Raw genomic sequence first — 18,324 nt, forward strand, 5'->3', positions numbered from 1 at the left:
AGTTTTTGTATTTTAGACCGCGCAGGCGGTCAAAGTTTGTATAGAGGCTAGACAAACTAAGCCTGCCTACGCAGGCTGAGAATAGTTTTTGTATTTTAGACCGCGCAGGCGGTCAAAGTTTGTATAGCCGCGACTTTAGTCGTTAGGCGGAATTTATATTATTGTAACCATAAAAGAGGTATAGGGTCATGTTCTAATATAGCCAATCCTGGTAATTGTTCTTTAAGCGATGAGTTTTTGATGTTTGTAAACTCTGGCTCTCGTAAAGCCAGCATCTCTACACCAGCCAATTTTTGTATTACTGCTTTATTCCGTAAATACAATACCCCATCCCAAGGCGCAATATCTATGGCTACACCGTTGCAAGTAGCTTTCCAAAAACTATACTGTCGTCTACAGTATTCACTCCATCTCAAACCAGTAGGTTTTTTATTGTCAGCTTTAAAAATACTGCGTATTGTCCGGATAGGACTTCTATACAACCAATCATATTTTATATATACAGTAGGAATACCAGAGTCTTGATCGGTATCAACACCAAATATCACAACATACTTGGATAGCTTGGCAAGAGTCGGCTGTAAAACTACCTCTGCGGGAATTATTTTATTAGCTGGTACAGGTGCTTGATTGAGTAAAGGTTGATAAAAATCTATAAAGTAAGATTCAGCTTTTGAAACTAATTCCGGATCGTTAGGACAAACCATCCAAGCTAACTTGATAGGACTTTTACGGTTAAGTTTGTTTAGATGTTCAAAACGATGATGGTTTTTCCATCTTGTTAAGAGTTTAATTGCCTTACCTACGTACAAGACTCTCTGGTTAGAGTCAAGGGCAAAGTAAATAGCCGGACAATCAGGTAAACTGTCCCGTTGTGCTAAATATTAAAATGGTAGTTGAGATAAATCAAATTCAGGAAACATAAAAACTATGATTCTGGCAATGGTGTCATGGTAAAATGATTAAGCGATCGCACATCATAAGACGCAGCAGCCACAGCGCTAACCAACCTTTCATCAAGCGTCAGTAGCGGCGCACTAACTTGCTGAGAAAGCGCAACATAACACGCATCATACGCGGTAATTCCATAATTCAAACCGATATTAACAGCTTCTTCCATTAACTCAGCTGTGGAAACTACTCGTAATGGTAAAGCTTTGAGACTGCCTAAATTTCCTTGCGCTAGAGCAACAGCATAACGCCCAGCACGGACATATTTCCAGAGGATATTAGCAGACTCGATATAAAACAGATCGGGTACGTATATTTCAGTCTCAGGAGAGGAAAGGCGAGCAAATAGATCCACTACTTTAGAGGATAGTGGATCTGGAATAAATTGCTTGATGCCTACACTTGCATCTACAACGCATCGGAGAGGTGTTGTCATCTGTCGCGGTCTTCTCTTAGTAAAATGGTACTATCAGGTAGTCCGAGATCTTGTGGTAGCGACTCGCGGCGTCGGTTGATCTCAGCCAAAATTTCTTGTACAGACTTGTTAGGCGCTTCTACTTGAGGTGGTTTTGTTTCACTTTTCAAAGCACTTTCTAACAGTGTAAGCACTTGTACATCAATTGAGCGATTTTGCGCTGCGGCTAATTGTTGCAATTTTGCATACAATTCATCGGGAAAGTTTTCCAAGTAAAGGGTTGCCATACATTTACCTTGAAATAGTTTTTCCTCAATTGTACATAACAACTACTGCACCCGCTACTCTTCTGTTCCCAAAACCTTACCACCTGTCATCAAATAACCGATTTGTTCCACAGTAGCGTTGCTAGCATCTAGGATATCCACGAATTTTCCTTCATACATGACGGCGATGCGATCGCTCATCATCATCACCTCTTCTAATTCGGTCGAAATATACAGGATTGCCGCCCCTCTTTCGCGTTCAGCTAATAGTTTTTGCTGCAGGTATTCCGTCGCCCCCACATCCAATCCCCGCGTCGGTTGCATGGCGATAATTAAATCTGGTGCCCCAGAAAGTTCTCGCGCCACTACAACTTTTTGTTGATTCCCACCCGATAATTGACTAACTTTAACAGATGGATTTTCAGCCCGAATATCAAACTTGTTCATTGCCGATGTGGCGCTATCATTGATTATCCCATACTGAAGCAACCAACTACGACAGAAAGGCAACAAATAAAAAACTTTCAAAATCAGATTTCTAGCGATGCTAAATCCCAAAACCAACCCCATTTTTTGGCGATCTTCAGGAATATAAGCGATCTCCCGCCTTGGCGAGGAGGGGTTAGGGGGGAATCGGCTAATTGTTCCCGCAGCCAGAGGGCGTAAGTTTGCTAAAGCATCCGCCAATTCCCTTTGTCCATTCCCATCTACTCCAGCAATTCCTAATATTTCCCCGGCGTGCAATTGAAACGAAACATCACGCACAGCCAATAATTTTCGGTCATCCTGCACTTGCAATCCTTGTACTTCCAACACCACCGACCCCAATTTTTTTGCAGGTTTATCCAACTGAAATAATACTGCCCTTCCTACCATCAATTCGGCTAATTGCTGACGGTTTGTATCGGCGGTTCTTGTCGTCGCGACTACCTGTCCTCGCCGCAACACGGTAACGGTATCGCAGAGATTCATTACTTCTTCTAACTTATGACTAATAAAAATAATTGTCTTGCCATTTGCAGCATGGCGTAAAATATTAATCAAAACCTCTACTTCTGGTGGAGTTAATACCGCTGTTGGTTCATCTAAAATCAGCAGTTGTGCTTGGCGGTAAAGTGCTTTGAGAATTTCCACTCGCTGCTGCACGCCTACGGGTAAATCTCCCACTTTTGCTAAAGGATCGACCTCCAAATTGTAGGATTTTGATAGAGATGAAATTGTCTCGGCTTTCTGCTTTAAATTTAGCCGCCAATTCCAGTTTTTGCCGAGGATAATATTTTCCGTGACGGTGAGTTGGGGGACTAGCATGAAGTGCTGGTGAATCATCGCGATGTTGCGCGCGATCGCATCGCTAGGCGAAGATATTTTTATCAACCGATCTTCCAGATAAATTTCTCCGAAATCTGGCTGATAAAGTCCGCACAAGATATTCATCAAAGTTGTTTTACCTGCCCCATTCTCGCCCAGCAACGCATGAATTGAACCGCGACTGACGGTTAAACTGATATTGTCATTGGCGACAAAATTGCCAAAGCGTTTGGTAATGTTTTCAAGGCGTAAATATGTCATGGTAATTTTGGATTTTAGATTTTTGATTAAGATTCCCAGACTGAAGTCTGGGGCTACACAAACGAAGTCCGCCTGCGCGGACTTTTTGATAATTTCAACCCGCGCAGGCGGGTTTTGTTTGTGTAGCCGCGAATTCCATTCGTTATGGCTAGTTCAACCCGCGCAGGCGGGTTTTGTTTGTGTAGCCGCGAATTCCATTCGTTATGGCTTGACGCATCGAGTATCTTTGCCATTTTCCTTGCAAGGTTCAAACATAATTTTTTTAGCCAAAATTGCCTGTTTTGTCTGCATTGCTTTTTGCTGCACCTCCTGGGAAACCATCGCGCCAAACTTGCCCAGGTGTAAAATTTCTGGATTTTCTAAACCAATCGTGTAAATCTCTCCCTTCAGATTTCCCTTCACCGCCAAATCTGCTAAATAAGCAATTGCCAAATCAATTCGCTTCACGGCACTGGTTAACACCGCCTTGGGCGCAACATCCAATTGATCTGCCGTATTCCCAAAGGCAAATATGCCCTTTTCCGCAGCAGTTTGCAGCACAGCAGGCGAGGCATTATCTAACCACTGATAAACCACATCCACTCCCGAAGAAATTAAAGCCAGCGTTGCTTCTTTCGCCTTCGCCGCATCATTCCAGTCACCCGTATAACTGGAAGCAATTTTAATATTCGGCTTCACAGACTTCGCCCCTAATTCAAATCCGCGCAATTCTTCATCTGTCGCTTGAAATGACTGTGCTGCAAGATAAGCCAATTGCCCCGATTTTGTCATCGCAGCCGCAATAATTCCGCAGACATAACTTGCTTGCAGGTGATCGATGCGTAACGAGGCAATATTATTTCCCTTGACGTTACCATTCACACCCACAAAAAAGGTATTGGGAAATTGCGCCGCTACTTGTTGAATCGCTGCATCAAATTGTCCGCCGTGGGCAAATACTACTTTATAACCTCGCCGCGCAAAGTCGGACATCGCTTCTGCTTGATCTGCTGGCTGGACTTTTTCTACATAAGCGGTTTCAATTCCCAGTTTTTCTTTCGCCGTTTGTACGCCTTGATAACCAGATTGATTCCAAGCTTGATCGGTGATAATTCCCGGTAAAACAATGGCAACTGGGAAATTTTTATCCGTTTTTGTGGTTTGGGTATTGCTGTTGCAAGCTTTCAGCAATAAACTCGTTCCCAAGGCGGCCCAACTGTATAACAGGAATCTGCGCCGAGTTACGTTTTCTGTCATGGGCGAAGCTCTCCCATACTCCTCGCTATGTAGTTATGTTACAGCTAGAGGTGGGATTTTGCGTTCGCGTTCGCTAACGCTTGCGGATGCGCGGATTCGTGCGGTCGGCATATCGCTTAACCCCAGATCAGATGATGAATTAGCGCGTCAGACCGCCAACACCAGGGCAGCTGGCGCGTAAATCTACCCCGGTCTTGTTAAACTCAGCTTCCCAATGGGCATGATAAATGATGACGCTTGAACGGATTCAGGGAGAATGACTGGGATGAAAGTGCTTGCAGATGCTGCGATCGTAGGATATCAAATTACCGAACAACTTTATACAGGTTCGAGAACGTTAGTTTATCGAGCAATTCGAGAGTCTGACCAGAAGCAGGTGATTTTGAAGCTGCTGCGAAACGAAATGCCCACCTTTAGCGAGTTGGTGCAGTTTCGCAATCAGTACGCCATTATGCGTGGAATTACTGAGATATACAGTAGCAATATATCGGGAGTTATCCAACCTTATAGTCTAGAACCTTGCGGGAATGGCTACGTTCTCGTGATGGAAGACTTTGGCGGGATTTCTCTATCGCAATTTACCCAAGGACACCCGCTAGAGATCGCTACATTTGGTGCGATCGCAATTCAACTCGCGGATATCCTGCACCACCTGTACCAACACCGGGTTATTCATAAAGATATTAAACCTGCCAACATCCTGATTCATGAAGAAACCAAACAAGTCAAATTAATTGACTTTTCCATCTCGTCACTTTTAGCCAGAGAAACTCAAGAAATCCAAAATCCCAACGTTTTAGAAGGAACCCTTGCCTATTTATCACCAGAACAAACCGGACGCATGAATCGCGGGATTGATTATCGCAGCGATTTTTATTCCTTGGGGGTGACGTTCTATCAACTACTTGCTGGGAAACTGCCGTTTCAATCCGATGACCCAATGGAGTTAGTTCACTGTCACCTGGCAAAAACTGCACGACCGCTACACGAGGTCAATTCATCTGTGCCTGTCGTATTATCAAAAATTGTGGCGAAATTGATGGCAAAAAATGCCGAAGATCGCTATCAAAGTGCAATGGGATTGAAGCACGATTTGGAAAATTGTCTGCACCAATGGAAAGAAACGGGAACGATTGCGGAGTTTGAGATTGGGCAACAGGATAGGAGCGATCGCTTCATTATCCCAGAAAAACTTTACGGTCGAGAAACCGAAGTTGCCACCTTATTATCAGCCTTTGATCGCGTCGCTAACGGCAGCAGCGAACTGATGCTAGTTGCAGGCTTTTCCGGCATTGGTAAAACTGCCGTAGTGAATGAAGTTCACAAACCAATTGTGCGTCAGCGCGGCTATTTTATCAAAGGGAAATACGACCAATTTCAGCGCAACATTCCTTTCTCTGCCTTTGTGCAAGCCTTCCGCGATTTAATGGCGCAATTGTTGGGGGAAAGTAAGGCTCAACTCTCACAATGGCGAAGCAAAATCCTGCAAGCTGTAGGCGAGAACGGGCAGGTTATTATTGATGTTATTCCCGAACTGGAACGGATTATTGGCAAACAGCCACCTGTACCGGAATTATCCGGCAGTGCGGCGCAGAATCGGTTTAACTTGCTGTTCCAGAAGTTTATTCAAGTCTTTACTACTAAAGAGCATCCGTTGGTGATGTTTTTGGATGACTTGCAGTGGGCAGATTCGGCATCGCTTTGTTTGCTGAAACTGTTGTTGAGTGAAACGGAAACCGGATATTTGCTATTGCTGGGTGCTTATCGAGATAATGAAGTGTTTCCAGCACATCCGTTGATGTTGACGCTGGAGGAAATCAAAAAAGCAGGTGCAACGATTAATACAATTACCCTGGCACCGCTGCATCAGGTGGATATCAATCAGTTGGTAGCAGATACGATCTTTTGCTCAAAAGAATTAGCGCAACCCTTGACGGATATAACATATCATAAAACCAAGGGTAATCCGTTTTTTGCCACGCAGTTTCTTCAGGCATTGTATAGCGAACGCTTGATTGCATTCAACCAGAAAGAACACCACTGGGAATGCGATCTAGCGCAGGTAAAAGCCGCTGCCCTCAACGATGACGTGGTCGAGTTTATGGCAGCGCAGTTGCAAAAATTGCCTGACCAAACGCAAGAAATGCTGAAGTTAGCCGCTTGTATTGGCAACTCTTTTGATTTGACGACGTTGGCGGTTGTGTCGGAAAAATCGCCAGTTGATGCGGCTGCGGATTTGTGGAAAGCGTTGCAGTCAGGGTTGATTCTGCCGATTAGTGAAACCTATAAGTTTTTCCAAAACAATGACGCAAAATCTACTCAAGATATATCGGTTCCCTACAAGTTTTTGCACGATCGCGTCCAACAAGCTGCCTATTCACTCATTCCCGACGACCAAAAACAAACGACCCATTACCACATCGGACAACTGCTGCTGCAAAAGATATCAAAAGAAGCCAGAGAAGAGCGAATTTTTGAACTGGTTAATCAATTAAACTATGGAACTACTTTAATTACCGAACAAAAAGAACGAGATGAATTAGCCGAACTCAATCTCATTGCCTGTGGCAAAGCGAGAGTCGCCACCGCCTATCAAGCGGGGCGTGAATATGCCAGCATTGGATTGTCAATGCTAGGAGAAAAACCTTGGCAACAGCAATATGAAATGAGTCTAGCATTCCATGACTTAGGGGCTGAATTAGCTTGGCTATGCGGTGACTTTGAGGCAATGGATCGTTTGATTGAGATGGTGATCGAGCAAGCACACACTTTACTTGAAAAGGTTAATGTTTACCACATCAGGATTCTAGCCAATTTCTCCCAGAATAAACTGACCGAAGCCATTGCGATTGCCCAACAAATCTTGCAACAGTTGGGTGTGACTTTTCCCGAAACACCCACAGAGCATGACATTCAACAGGCAATTGCAGAGATTGCACAACTGATTGGAGACAGGGAAATTGAAGACTTTGTTAACCTGCCGATGATGACCGAGGTCGAAAAAATCGCCATTGTTCAGATTGCCAATAGCATCATAGCAGCCGCTTACATCTCTGGGTCTCCCTTGTTTCCATTGCTGGTTACCTTGTCAGTCAAGCTATCTATTCAATATGGAAATACATCAGTTTCCCCCTTTGCTTATGCTAGCTATAGCATCATTGCTTGTAATCTTTTGCAAGATGTGGATATAGGGGTAAAGTTCGGTCATTTGGCACTTCGGGTCGTCTCCAAACTGGATGCTAAAGCTGTCAAGCCAGAGATATTCAGTGTGGTGGGATTATTCATATTACACCGCAAATCTCACATTAAAAAAACGCTACCGCTTCTGCAAGAGGGGTATGCGGCAGCGCTAGAAGTCGGAAACCTGGAATACGTCGGATATACTGCCCACAAGTTTTGCCTCAATTCTTTTTGGTGCGGTCAGCCCCTTGCTACTTTGGAGCAGGAGACTCGCGCCTACTGCAATGGATTGATGCAATTAAATCAACTGACAACAGCTAATTGGTGTCGCATCTATTGGCAATCTATTTTAAATTTGCTGGGGCTGGGGTCTGAGCCTATTATTTTGTCTGGGGAAGCCCTCCAAGAAGCAGAATTTCTGCCCCTACTGCTCGAAGCCCATGACTTGTTTGGGTTGTATTTCTTTTATTTATACAAGCTGATGCTTTGCTACCTGTTTGGGGAAATTGAATCAGCTCAAAACCATGCAGTTGAGGTCAGACACTATTTAATGGCTGTTGTTGGAACTGTTGGTGAACCCGCATTTTATTTCTATGATTCTTTGACCGTTCTAGCAGCTAGTATTCCACAATCAGAGAAGACATCAGAGGCATTAGGGCGGGTGGAAGAAAACCAAACGCAATTACAACAGCACTGGGCGCACTATGCCCCCATGAATCACCAACATAAGGTTGACTTAGTAGAAGCGGAAAAATGCCGCGTTTTAGGCAAGAATTATGAAGCAGGAGATTGGTACGATCGCGCCATCTCTGGAGCCAAAGCCAACGGATACATCCAAGAAGAAGCACTTAGCAACGAACTCGCTGCTAAATTCTACCTCGACTGGGGTAAAGAAAAAGTTGCCGCAGGCTATATGCAAGCAGCCTACTACTGCTACGCCAAATGGGGAGCCAAAGCCAAAGTTGAAGATTTGGCAACCCGCTATCCGAAACTGCTGAGTCCAATTTTGCAAAGATTGCATATTAGCGATATCTCACCCCTCGCCACTTCGGTTAATACCCTTATTTCCCTGCACCAAACTGTCTCCAGTACTGCCACTTCTATCTCTAACCTGCTCGATCTCGGCACTCTCCTTAAAGCGGCTCAAACACTCTACAGCGAAATCCATCTCGATAAACTACTTGCTACTTTAATGCAAGTCATTGTCGAAAACTCTGGAGCCGATAAAGCGGCTCTATTTCTCGAGCGCGACGGCGAGTTAGAAGTGGCTGTCGAATATTTAAATAATGCCATTGAGTGCTTGTCTCCCAAGTCTGTAAATGAGTGCAAGCACTTCCCATCAGCCGTGATTCACTATGTAGAACGCACCTTAGAAACCGTCATTACCGATGCTAAAACCCATCCCAGCATTGTTAGCGATCGCTATTTCACCCAACACCAACCCCAAAGTCTGTTGTGTACCCCCATTCTGAATCAAGGCAAGCTAATTGGCGTGTTGTATCTAGAAAACTCCCTCACCAGCCAAGCATTTACTAGCGAGCGCGTCGAATTGCTCAAATTCCTCTGTTCCCAAGCCGCAATTTCTCTACAAAATGCGCGACTCTATCAACAATCCCAAACTTATGCCGAACAACTGCGCCAGAAATCTCAGCAATTGGAGCAAACCTTACAAGAACTTCAAACAATGCAACTGCAACTGGTGCAGAAGGAAAAAATGTCGGCTTTAGGCAATTTGGTAGCAGGCGTAGCCCATGAAATCAACAACCCAGTTGGCTTCCTCAAAGGCAACATCCAACCTGCCCTCGACTATATCAAAGACTTGTTTGGCTTAATCGATTTATATCAAGAAAAATACCCCAATCCCGATGCGGAGATTGAAGATGAAATCGAAACAATTGATTTAGAATTCTTACGCGAAGATTTACCCAAATTGGTTAGATCAATGCAAGAAGGAGTCGCTCGCATCGGTAACATCAGCACTTCACTGCGAACCTTCTCCCGTGCTGATAGCGACACTCCCGTTCCCTTCAACTTGCATGAAGGACTCGACAGCACGATATTGATTCTCAAACATCGCCTCAAAGCCAACGAAAATCGTCCAGAGATTAAAGTCATCAAAAACTACGGTCAGATTCCTAACGTTGAATGCTTTGCCGGACAGCTCAATCAGGTGTTTATGAATATTCTGGCGAATGCCATCGACGCGCTGGAAGATGCAAATATAGGCCGCAGTTTTGCAGAGATTAAAGCTCAGCCAAATTGGATTGCCATTACCACCGAATGGGTCGAAACTCAGAACGCAGTTTGTGTTAAAATTAAAGACAATGGCACGGGAATTCCCGAATCAGTGAAGCACAAGATTTTCGACCATCTCTTCACCACTAAAAGCGTTGGCAAAGGGACAGGATTGGGGTTAGCGATCGCTCATCAAATTGTGACTCAAAAACACAATGGTTTGCTCGAAGTCAACTCTACCTTCGGTCAAGGTTCGGAATTTATCATCACACTCCCTGTCAAGACTAATGTGTAGTTATGTTAAGGCAAGGCAGTGGTGAGAGCTTTCGCTCCGTTCGTAGTAGGCACTTGGGCGCCCCTCGTAGTTGCAAGATAAAATAATCAAATAGTTCAGTAGCTTATTGTTCTATGGATCGCGGCTACAAAGAGGATCTTGCTTACATTCACGATGTGGGATTTGGCACTTTCGCCACTCAATCCGCACCCGGATTACTAGAAATATTGCGCCAAAAAGGTATAGAAAAAGGTCTAATTGTCGATTTAGGATGCGGTAGCGGCATTTGGGCAAAATCCCTCACCGAAGCCGGATATAATGTTTTGGGGATAGATATATCCGATGCGATGATAGATTTAGCCAGGAAAAAAGCACCCAAGGCTAATTTCCAAACAGCATCTTTACTAAAAGTAGAAATACCAAAATGCAATGCCGTCACTTCAATCGGAGAATGCTTAAATTATCAATTTGACGAACATGGCTTAACCGAAATTAAACAACTATTCGCTCGAATATACGAAGCATTGCGCCCAGGCGGATTATTTATTTTCGATATTCTGCAACCAGGATCTTTAACCGTTTCCAATCCCCACCAAACTTATTACGAAGGGGAAGAATGGGCAATTTTGCTGGAAAAAGAAGAAGATAAAAAAAGCAGTACGTTAACTCGCAAAATGACAATATTCCGTCAAGTAGGCGAGCTTTACCGCAAAAGTGAAGAAATTCACTCTGTTCGATTGTATAAAAGTGCTGAAATTGCCAAAGAACTGCGGCAAGTTGGCTTTCGAGTCAGAATCATTCGCGGATATGGAGAATTAACATTTAGAAAAGCTCACGTTGGATTTATAGCAACAAAAGTATCGTGAAGAACAAGCAGAGATTAATTATAGCAGTCAGCATTTTCCTCCTGCTCACTCTCACACCAAAAGCAGTATTGGCAAATGCAGGTAGTCCGATGATGTGGTTCGGTCTCTTTCACCTTGCATTTGGGAACGCGCTGATAGGAATACTCGAAAGCTGGGTAGTAAAAAAAGTACAAAAATTGAATATTGAAGCATGGAAGATCGTATTAGGAAACTATCTATCAATGTTTTTTGGTCTTTACTACATCGCTCCATTTTTGGCAGTTGCAGCGGGAAATCGTGATTTTTGGCGTGCAACAAGAGCAGTCGAAGAATATAAGCTGGGAGGCTTTCTAGTCGGAATGTTTTTTGCTTACCTTGCCACACTATTCCTGGAATATCCATTCTTTAAATGGGCTATAAACCCAGAAAATAAATCAAAAGCTCTCCCAGCAACCTTATTGTCAAATACAGTCTCATACCTGAGCATGACAGGAATTTATTTTATAATAAATTTGCCAGAGAGTAAGTGGTAAAAAAGTGACCATCTGCAACGAATACAACATCGGCCTTTACTTGTTTTGTGCTTGGTAGTTGCCCAAAAATAACAGTTTTATCGCGCTCTGATAAAATATTATTTTCAGGACTTACGCAAAAAAACAAAGGGCGATCCGAAAAATCGTGGGTGTAGAGGCGCTCTATTGACGCATCACCTTTGTTTTTGGCCCCGCGTGCTAGAGTCCTGATTTTAATAAAGAGCGGAAAAACAGATGGCGCCTGCTCTATGATTTACCATCCTTATCTTCCTCTGCTTCAATTACAGCTTGTGGCAGTGTTTGATATAGTTTCCGGTTGCATTGGAATTACTCTGTGTAGGGGCAATTACCAATTACCAATTACCAAGAAAGCCAATCATTCCGATGCAACCGGATTTAATATGAGAGTTATATTTGACAAAATGAAGTTTATGGGTTCAGTCATGCCTACTATCGATATGACCTTCCCGCTCTGGGGTTTAGCAATCTTCATTCTGTGGACGATTGCGATCGTTATCCTTCTACTCGCAGTCAGGATTCGTCATCTATCTGCCGGTGGATCTGTAAAAGATTTCGCCACACAGAACGATGAAAGCTTGCTTTGGCGACTATTTCGGGTGCAGTCCAACTTGGTAGAAAACCTGCCTTTGTATATAGGAGTTGTTTTCCTCCTGACAGTTCGAGGCGTATCCGGAATAGCCGTAGATTCGCTTGTAGTTGTATACATTGTATTTCGGCTTATACACTCAGCGATTCACATAGCTGGTATCGATCCAACGTTTAGGTTATTAAGCTTAGTGATTCAGTTAGTCTGCTTGGTCGCCTTAACTGTTCTAGCAATTTTCTAGTTTTGGATGCTTGCAGCAAGTGTTGGTAGGATTCAATCAAAGGATTTAGCCCACAGATGAGTATAGAAAAACTCTCCATCGCTCGCCTGACAACTGATGAATGGGAAAAAGCAATAGATAGCATTACGCTGTTTTGGGATACCGCACCTAGTCAGGAAACAATTGTCAAATTTCTGAGCAATTCTCAAAACATTTTGTTGTCAGCAGAGCTAGATGATGCGCCAGTCGGTCAACTCATTGGTTATATTCTCGATCGCTGGGATAAAAATGAACCAATGTTATTTTTGTATTCAATCGATGTGGCAGAACCCTACCAACGCAGAGGAATTGGAAAAGCATTAATCGCAGCAGTCAGAAAACTTGGTCGGATAGAGGGTTGCTCCGAAGCATTTGTGTTAACGAATGAAAGCAATCTTCCAGCTATGCAGTTGTATCAATCTACGGGGGGGAAAAGATCGAACCCAGATGATGTTGTGATGTTTGAGTACGATTATTAGTTGCAGAAATCCTTGAGGTGGCAAGAGATGGCATCATTACAGGAATTTTTGGCGGCAAATCAGCAGAGGGATATTTTGGCGATCGCTCAATACATAGAAGCTCATATTGCGCTCAACTGGCAAACCCTAATTCACAAGAATATTGATAAGTTAGTGGGCGTATTCAACAAAGCCGGTGATATGGCCTATGGAATGTATCTAGGCTGGCTATTTCTCCCCATTCACAAGCAACTTAAACAAGCCCAATTGCGTCCCGAACCGAGATTTCCTGGAGATTTCAACATCTCAAGAGAATGGGGTAATCAAGAACAAACCGATCAACAACGTTGGATGTGGAGTACGATTGAATCAGCAGAAGGAAAGTCACTGGGAACCATTGTTACCATTACTTTTCACGACCACACCCAGTTTCGCATCCCTCAAAAACCCCAGATTATCGCCTTAACAGAAACGAGCAAAGAAGCTGTTGTAGAGACGCTGTCCCAACGTTCCGCTGATTTCAAAAACGCACTTGAATTCCAGATTGAATACGCAGATTACTTGCGAAATTTAGAGCGTGTTTGAAAAGTATTTGATCCCCCCATGCCCCCCTTTTTAAGGGGGGGTAAAGCGAGTAAAGCTTTCCCTTTTTAGGGAAAATTAGCGTATTCAAAGTCCCCCTTTTTAAGGGGGATTTAGGGGGATCTCCAACCAGTAAAGGTATCGCGAATCATGTCACTCTCCGAAAAACCAGAACGTTCCGCACTAACTGCAAGAGCAGTAGCAGCAGCAGTATCTATTGCTACTGCCCACGGTATAAATATTGATGAACCCCAGGTAATAGCTGATGCTTATTCCGTGCGAATCCATCTAAAACCTGCACCAATCGTTGCGCGTGTAAGTACCATCACCTCTTTGCTACGCTCTCCGATCGAATCATGGCTTTTGCGCGAACTTTCGGTGGCTGAATTTCTGGCATCAAAAGGCGCGAACGTAGTCCCACCCAGCGATATTTTGCCACCAGGGCCGCACTATTATGATGGATTGTTTATGACTTTCTGGCGATACTTCCAACCAGTATCTGATGCCTTACCAGAATCGGCAATTGTGGGAAAAATGCTAGCCGAATTGCACGCCGTTTTGCGCGATTATCCTGGGTATTTACCGCTTTTAGCACCGCCACTAAACGATATTCCAAGAGGACTTGAGCGGATTGAACGTGCTGGCGATATCCTCCCCAAAAGTGACTTGACGCTATTACAAGAAACCTACGATAAACTGCTTCCTCAATTGAACAATTCAGCTAGTTTGTTGCAGCCATTGCACGGGGATGCCCATGCTTTCAATTTAATCCCGACTGCGGATGGATTGCTGTGGAACGATTTTGAGGATACTTGCATCGGTCCGGTTGCTTGGGATTTGATTAACCTTGACGACGAGGGGAGGGCAGCTTACCCAGACGCCCCCGACTCTGCGACGCTGGAACCTTACATCAAGATGCGACAGCTACATGGGATTGTCTGGGTGTATGCATTGCTGCCTGAGTTTCCTAACTGGGTTGCACATGTCAAAGTCATGCTGGATGATTTGCGCGAGCGATCGCAAAGGTTACATTAGTATTTGCGACAGACCGATCAAAAAGTTCGTTCACTTCCCACTTCTCGGAGTCGTTTTGCTATGCCCCAAAGACTATACGTACACAACTTCAGATGCCTAGAAAACTTTGAACTAACCCTCAAGGAGATGCCATCTGCTCTGTTACTCCCTTCCCGCCGGAAGAATTTGTACTGAATGAACCGCGAAGACGCGAAGAACACGAAGGAAGAGAAAAGAAGAAGTACATAATTTTCTACCGGGATGGGAGTAATTGGAAAAAACGGTTCAGGTAAATCAACTATTTCTCATGTCTTAGAGGTATTTCAGTCCATCAGTCGAGTCACAAATAGAGTTCGCGATCTTGTCAAGTCAAAGGATTTCGCTCGTGGAAGGTCTGATGTTCCGATCCGATTTGAACTAGAAGTATTACTTGATGCCACCGGACATGATATGATAGACAATCCGAGCAAGTAGGTTATCGTTAAGCCGAGACAAGCAATTGCTCCTCAGGACTAACACTTAAATCATCCTTGTGTTTGAACACCAATAGGGTAATATCATCAAACACCTTTTGTTCTCCAATAAATCGCCGCAGGTCTTCAATTACGGCTTGCTTGATTTGCGCGGCATCCAAATGCCAATGAGAGCTAACTACGTCACACAGCCTTCCCAGTCCGTAGAAGTTTTTATGGATATCTATGGCTTCCGGAATGCCATCCGTATACAGAACTACCCCATCTCCGGGCTGTAACTCCACCGTTGTATGGCTAATTAAATCTGCAATATCCTCATCTAAACCAATGAGCATTCCTAACTCGATTGTGTCCACCCGTTCCACAGCACCGGACTTTCTCACCACTAAGGTTTCTTCATGGAAACCACTGATACTGAGCAGACCAGAAGCATAGTTGAGAATAGCGAGGGTCAGGTTTTTATCGGAATTCATCCGTTGCACGTTTTTATAAATCGTGCGGTTTAAGGTATCTAAAAATTTCACCGGGTCGTATTCTTGTACTTCCTTGAGCGTTCGCACAGCGGTTTGAGTCATCAGCATCAGCAGACCACTTTCTAATCCGTGTCCCGTTACGTCACCAATCCCTAAAGTGACAATACCTTCTGTCTCGAGTACGTCATAATAATCACCTCCTACTTCATCGGCAGGAGCCATATAACCAGCAATATCTAAACCTTCAATATTTTCGAGTTCTTCAGGTTTAGGCAGGAGCATCTGCTGAATTTGACGTGCAACATCAAGTTCTGCTCCCATTCGCAGGTTTTCCTGCTTCAGCTTCTGGTTGAGGGCGATAATTTCTTCGTTAGCGGTGGCGAGTTCGGAGGTGCGTTCTTTGACTTTGCTTTCCAAGGTAGCATTGGCATGGCGTAAATCGGCTTTGGCTTTGTCATTTTCGCTGAGTACTGCACCTAACAACAGAGTTGTAAGAGCAATAACACCAACAAAGGAATCCAGCAGTAGCAAGGATTCATTTTGGGAATTGCGAACAAAGTAGCCAAAGCCTTTTGCTGTTCCGACTACAGCAATTAAGCAAAGGATAACGGTTAGTAAGGTAGAGCCGGGTTGATGGAAGCGAAAGGCTGCCCAAACGATTAGGGGAATGACCATGAATTCGATTGGATAGCCGCCGCCAAAAGCAATGCGGCTGACAGCAATGACCAAGAAGAATAAAACGGCTGCTTCCATCCACCGTTTTTTAAACCGTTGGACTGCCTGCCTGCTGTTCTGACTCCAGGCTAGGAATAAAGGAGTGAAGATTAGAACGGCAAACTGCTCGGAAAGTGTCCAGGTTAAGACAACTGTGGGGTAGAGCGACCAGGGTATTTTGCCATAAAAATAGAGGATAGCGGGAGACATGATTCCTGAAGGCATACAACCGATAAATGCTCCCACAATCATAAAAATTACAACATCTTTTACCTGATTTAGGATGTAGCGATTGCCGATCAACCGTCGTACCAGATAAGCGGCAAAGATGCTGATAAATGTCTCTGATACGGTAACCCATAACGTAGTGACAAATCCATAGGACGATAACTGACCCAAGTAGCAGCCAACAAACACTCCTATCCACATGGGATAGCCCCATATCAAAGTAGCTGCCAGTGAAGTTCCCGCAGGAGGCCATAGAGGGACAACATCACCAGGTAGGGTAATAAAGGCAAGGGCTAACTTAGCAGTCGCATAGTAGGCGATCGCAACCAGAGCCGTTTTCAACCAAAAGTTCCAGTCCCTAAAAGATGAAGGAAAAAGTTTTCTTAAAAATGGGTTAACTTTCATAGGTTCTTTCCAATTTTTCAATCCTCGGATAGTACGACCAGAGCAAGTCGGAGGTGAAGCTTCAGGGGTGCTTCGTTCATGATTTGAGGCGATTCATGCTGCCAATGTCATCCACAAGGACATTAACCCCGCCAATATCGTCTTACACCCCGAAACCGGACAACTTAAAATCATTGATTTTGGCATTGCCAGCGTCTTAAGTCGGCAAAATCCTACGCTGACAAACCCCAATTGTCAACAACATTGTCTTCCAGCCTTTGGATATCGATGGCTCTCCCGTAAATCAGTTGATAAGTTTTCCTAATCAAACATACAAGCTAATAGCTTTTCACGGAGATGATCAAAATTACTAAACCCATAACCCTGACGGAGAATTAACTTAATTTTATTGTTGATACCCTCCATTACACCGCTGGTTGTTCGGCTAATAAAATAATTACAAATATGTTCTAAGTGCTGGCGAATAGTTTGAGCAACTTTCCCTAAAACAATTTCAGCATAACTTAACCATTTTTTCATTTTTATTAGTCCCATCTCGACTGTACTGGTTTCATAAATTTCTCTAAACTCCTCTTTTAGTTCATCAGCAATTGTCACAACTGCTGAGTTTGATAAAAGCTGTGCTAGTTCAACTTTTTCTGATTCATTCAAATCGGCACCATTTTTTAAAAGCAAGCACCGATTCTTTAAACCTTTTAACTCCAAGGCTAACCGAATTTTATTCAGAGCTTAATTTACCAATTTCATCACATGGAACCGATCGATAACTATGACAGCATTTGGGAAAGCTTCGGTAATCACTCTTCTACATCCTCCCCACATATCAACGCTGACCTCTTTGACTTTTGCTCTCACTGACAAAGGTTGTTTTTCTAACACTTTAATTATTTCTTCACTTTGATGGCTGTCAATCGCCTCAATTAAGGCTCCTCGGTCAATATCGCTGACTACTGTGACAAATTTTCTTTGACCTTTAAGCCTGCTAAACTCATCCAGACTTAGACGGTAAGGATCGCCCCAATCTTTTTTTTTCGGCGGCTAATCCGATGAAAAATTCCTTGGACTTCTTTGGCACTAATGCCTTCATTTCTACTGACTTGTTCGGTGGCTAGCTGTTTAACTTGTTCATAAATATATAATTCATATCTTTGGGTGTACTTTCGCCCCATCTCCATCCACTCTAAACGTTCTGTAGAATATCTTGAACAGTGATGACAATAAAATTGTCGGCGGGGAACTTGTAGATAAACTTCTTGCCCACAGATAGCTAAATCCCGCACAAAAAAAAATTGTGCGAGTTTGATTGATATCATCCGTATAGGTTTGGCAATGTGGGCAAACCGTCCCTTCATTTAAAAACTGGAGTTTTAGAATAATGAACTTTGGCTCTTGACAACAAGTAAAAACTGTCACATTCGGTAAATTTAACAGCGCATCTAAATGAAAGTCCATCACTAAGTTACCCCAATCAACAGACTTAACTGCATCAGTCGATTTTTTCAAGATAATTAACCAGCTTGTTTTAGGGAAAGGGCTAATACTTATAGCGAGGATGCGAGCTGGTTAATTATCTTCAGTTTAATGACTTGGCCTGGATATTTTGTAGC

14 protein-coding genes and 3 pseudogenes are annotated in these 18,324 nt (G+C 43.6%); 9 read left to right on the forward strand and 8 right to left on the reverse strand.

Annotated elements, in window-relative coordinates; all coding sequences use genetic code 11:
* Positions 1–158 precede the first annotated feature (158 nt).
* The 5 genes from MiSe_RS02780 to MiSe_RS02800 form a co-directional block, all read right to left on the reverse strand.
* Positions 159–845, reverse strand: a complete 687-nt coding sequence (locus MiSe_RS02780) for a GIY-YIG nuclease family protein (RefSeq protein ID WP_226574699.1) — start codon at positions 843–845, stop codon at positions 159–161.
* Positions 846–928: 83 nt separating this feature from the next.
* The gene (locus MiSe_RS02785) at positions 929–1,387 is read right to left on the reverse strand and encodes a type II toxin-antitoxin system VapC family toxin (protein WP_226574346.1); all 459 of its coding nucleotides are present in this window, start codon (positions 1,385–1,387) and stop codon (positions 929–931) included.
* Positions 1,384–1,653, reverse strand: a complete 270-nt coding sequence (locus MiSe_RS02790) for a hypothetical protein (RefSeq protein ID WP_226574349.1) — start codon at positions 1,651–1,653, stop codon at positions 1,384–1,386. The genes MiSe_RS02785 and MiSe_RS02790 overlap by 4 nt, the downstream gene beginning before the upstream one ends.
* A 54-nt stretch (positions 1,654–1,707) precedes the next feature.
* Positions 1,708–3,201 (reverse strand): ABC transporter ATP-binding protein, encoded by a 1,494-nt coding sequence (locus MiSe_RS02795; RefSeq protein WP_226574352.1) that lies wholly within the window; start codon positions 3,199–3,201, stop codon positions 1,708–1,710.
* A 201-nt stretch (positions 3,202–3,402) separates the two neighbouring features.
* Positions 3,403–4,437, reverse strand: a complete 1,035-nt coding sequence (locus MiSe_RS02800; protein WP_226574354.1) for a BMP family protein — start codon at positions 4,435–4,437, stop codon at positions 3,403–3,405.
* 265 nt (positions 4,438–4,702) lie between these two features.
* Between MiSe_RS02800 and MiSe_RS02805 the strand changes: the two genes are divergently transcribed.
* The 8 genes and pseudogenes from MiSe_RS02805 to MiSe_RS53605 form a co-directional block, all read left to right on the forward strand.
* Complete coding sequence (locus MiSe_RS02805; protein WP_226574357.1) at positions 4,703–10,147, forward strand: trifunctional serine/threonine-protein kinase/ATP-binding protein/sensor histidine kinase; 5,445 nt, start codon at positions 4,703–4,705, stop codon at positions 10,145–10,147.
* A 113-nt stretch (positions 10,148–10,260) separates the two neighbouring features.
* Positions 10,261–10,992 carry a class I SAM-dependent methyltransferase gene (locus tag MiSe_RS02810; protein ID WP_226574360.1) on the forward strand — a complete coding sequence of 244 codons (732 nt, stop codon included), beginning with the start codon at positions 10,261–10,263 and terminating at the stop codon, positions 10,990–10,992.
* Positions 10,989–11,504 carry a hypothetical protein gene (locus MiSe_RS02815; RefSeq protein WP_226574363.1) on the forward strand — a complete coding sequence of 172 codons (516 nt, stop codon included), beginning with the start codon at positions 10,989–10,991 and terminating at the stop codon, positions 11,502–11,504. Before MiSe_RS02810 ends, MiSe_RS02815 begins: the two co-directional genes overlap by 4 nt.
* A gap of 431 nt (positions 11,505–11,935) precedes the next feature.
* Positions 11,936–12,352 (forward strand): MAPEG family protein, encoded by a 417-nt coding sequence (locus MiSe_RS02820; RefSeq protein ID WP_444980453.1) that lies wholly within the window; start codon positions 11,936–11,938, stop codon positions 12,350–12,352.
* 56 nt (positions 12,353–12,408) lie between these two features.
* The gene (locus MiSe_RS02825) at positions 12,409–12,849 is read left to right on the forward strand and encodes a GNAT family N-acetyltransferase (RefSeq protein ID WP_226574369.1); all 441 of its coding nucleotides are present in this window, start codon (positions 12,409–12,411) and stop codon (positions 12,847–12,849) included.
* 27 nt (positions 12,850–12,876) lie between these two features.
* Positions 12,877–13,413 carry a DUF6022 family protein gene (locus MiSe_RS02830; RefSeq protein ID WP_226574384.1) on the forward strand — a complete coding sequence of 179 codons (537 nt, stop codon included), beginning with the start codon at positions 12,877–12,879 and terminating at the stop codon, positions 13,411–13,413.
* Positions 13,414–13,560: 147 nt separating this feature from the next.
* On the forward strand, positions 13,561–14,445 hold the full coding sequence (locus MiSe_RS02835; protein WP_226574386.1) for a phosphotransferase: 885 nt from the start codon (positions 13,561–13,563) through the stop codon (positions 14,443–14,445).
* Between the two features lie 240 nt (positions 14,446–14,685).
* Positions 14,686–14,859 (forward strand): annotated as a pseudogene (locus MiSe_RS53605) (AAA family ATPase); the annotation flags it as partial.
* 46 nt (positions 14,860–14,905) lie between these two features.
* On the opposite strand, the gene MiSe_RS02840 reads toward MiSe_RS53605, so the two are convergent.
* On the reverse strand, positions 14,906–16,717 hold the full coding sequence (locus MiSe_RS02840) for an MASE1 domain-containing protein (protein ID WP_226574389.1): 1,812 nt from the start codon (positions 16,715–16,717) through the stop codon (positions 14,906–14,908).
* 85 nt (positions 16,718–16,802) lie between these two features.
* On the opposite strand from MiSe_RS02840, the pseudogene MiSe_RS52525 reads away from it, so the two are divergent.
* Positions 16,803–16,949, forward strand: a pseudogene (locus MiSe_RS52525) (protein kinase domain-containing protein); the annotation flags it as partial.
* Positions 16,950–17,017: 68 nt separating this feature from the next.
* Here MiSe_RS52525 and MiSe_RS02850 read toward each other — a convergent pair.
* Positions 17,018–17,713, reverse strand: a pseudogene (locus MiSe_RS02850) (ISL3 family transposase).
* A 2-nt stretch (positions 17,714–17,715) separates the two neighbouring features.
* A complete protein-coding gene (locus MiSe_RS02855) occupies positions 17,716–18,030 on the reverse strand; it encodes a helix-turn-helix domain-containing protein (protein WP_226574392.1) in 315 nt (104 codons plus the stop codon).
* Positions 18,031–18,324: the final 294 nt, after the last annotated feature.

The sequence above is a fragment of the Microseira wollei NIES-4236 genome, from assembly GCF_020521235.1.
Classification (GTDB): Bacteria; Cyanobacteriota; Cyanobacteriia; order Cyanobacteriales; family Aerosakkonemataceae; genus Microseira; species Microseira wollei.

Excerpts from the sequence above, each read along its gene's own strand:
- MiSe_RS02805 (WP_226574357.1), top strand. The coding sequence starts at position 4,703 with ATGAAAGTGCTTGCAGATGCTGCGATCGTAGGATATCAAATTACCGAA.
- MiSe_RS02830 (WP_226574384.1), top strand. The coding sequence starts at position 12,877 with ATGGCATCATTACAGGAATTTTTGGCGGCAAATCAGCAGAGGGATATT.
- MiSe_RS02800 (WP_226574354.1), bottom strand. The coding sequence starts at position 4,437 with ATGACAGAAAACGTAACTCGGCGCAGATTCCTGTTATACAGTTGGGCC.
- MiSe_RS02825 (WP_226574369.1), top strand. The coding sequence starts at position 12,409 with ATGAGTATAGAAAAACTCTCCATCGCTCGCCTGACAACTGATGAATGG.
- MiSe_RS02790 (WP_226574349.1), bottom strand. The coding sequence starts at position 1,653 with ATGGCAACCCTTTACTTGGAAAACTTTCCCGATGAATTGTATGCAAAA.
- MiSe_RS02810 (WP_226574360.1), top strand. The coding sequence starts at position 10,261 with ATGGATCGCGGCTACAAAGAGGATCTTGCTTACATTCACGATGTGGGA.
- MiSe_RS02835 (WP_226574386.1), top strand. The coding sequence starts at position 13,561 with ATGTCACTCTCCGAAAAACCAGAACGTTCCGCACTAACTGCAAGAGCA.
- MiSe_RS02840 (WP_226574389.1), bottom strand. The coding sequence starts at position 16,717 with ATGAAAGTTAACCCATTTTTAAGAAAACTTTTTCCTTCATCTTTTAGG.
- MiSe_RS02785 (WP_226574346.1), bottom strand. The coding sequence starts at position 1,387 with ATGACAACACCTCTCCGATGCGTTGTAGATGCAAGTGTAGGCATCAAG.
- MiSe_RS02820 (WP_444980453.1), top strand. The coding sequence starts at position 11,936 with ATGGGTTCAGTCATGCCTACTATCGATATGACCTTCCCGCTCTGGGGT.
- MiSe_RS02795 (WP_226574352.1), bottom strand. The coding sequence starts at position 3,201 with ATGACATATTTACGCCTTGAAAACATTACCAAACGCTTTGGCAATTTT.
- MiSe_RS02855 (WP_226574392.1), bottom strand. The coding sequence starts at position 18,030 with ATGATATCAATCAAACTCGCACAATTTTTTTTTGTGCGGGATTTAGCT.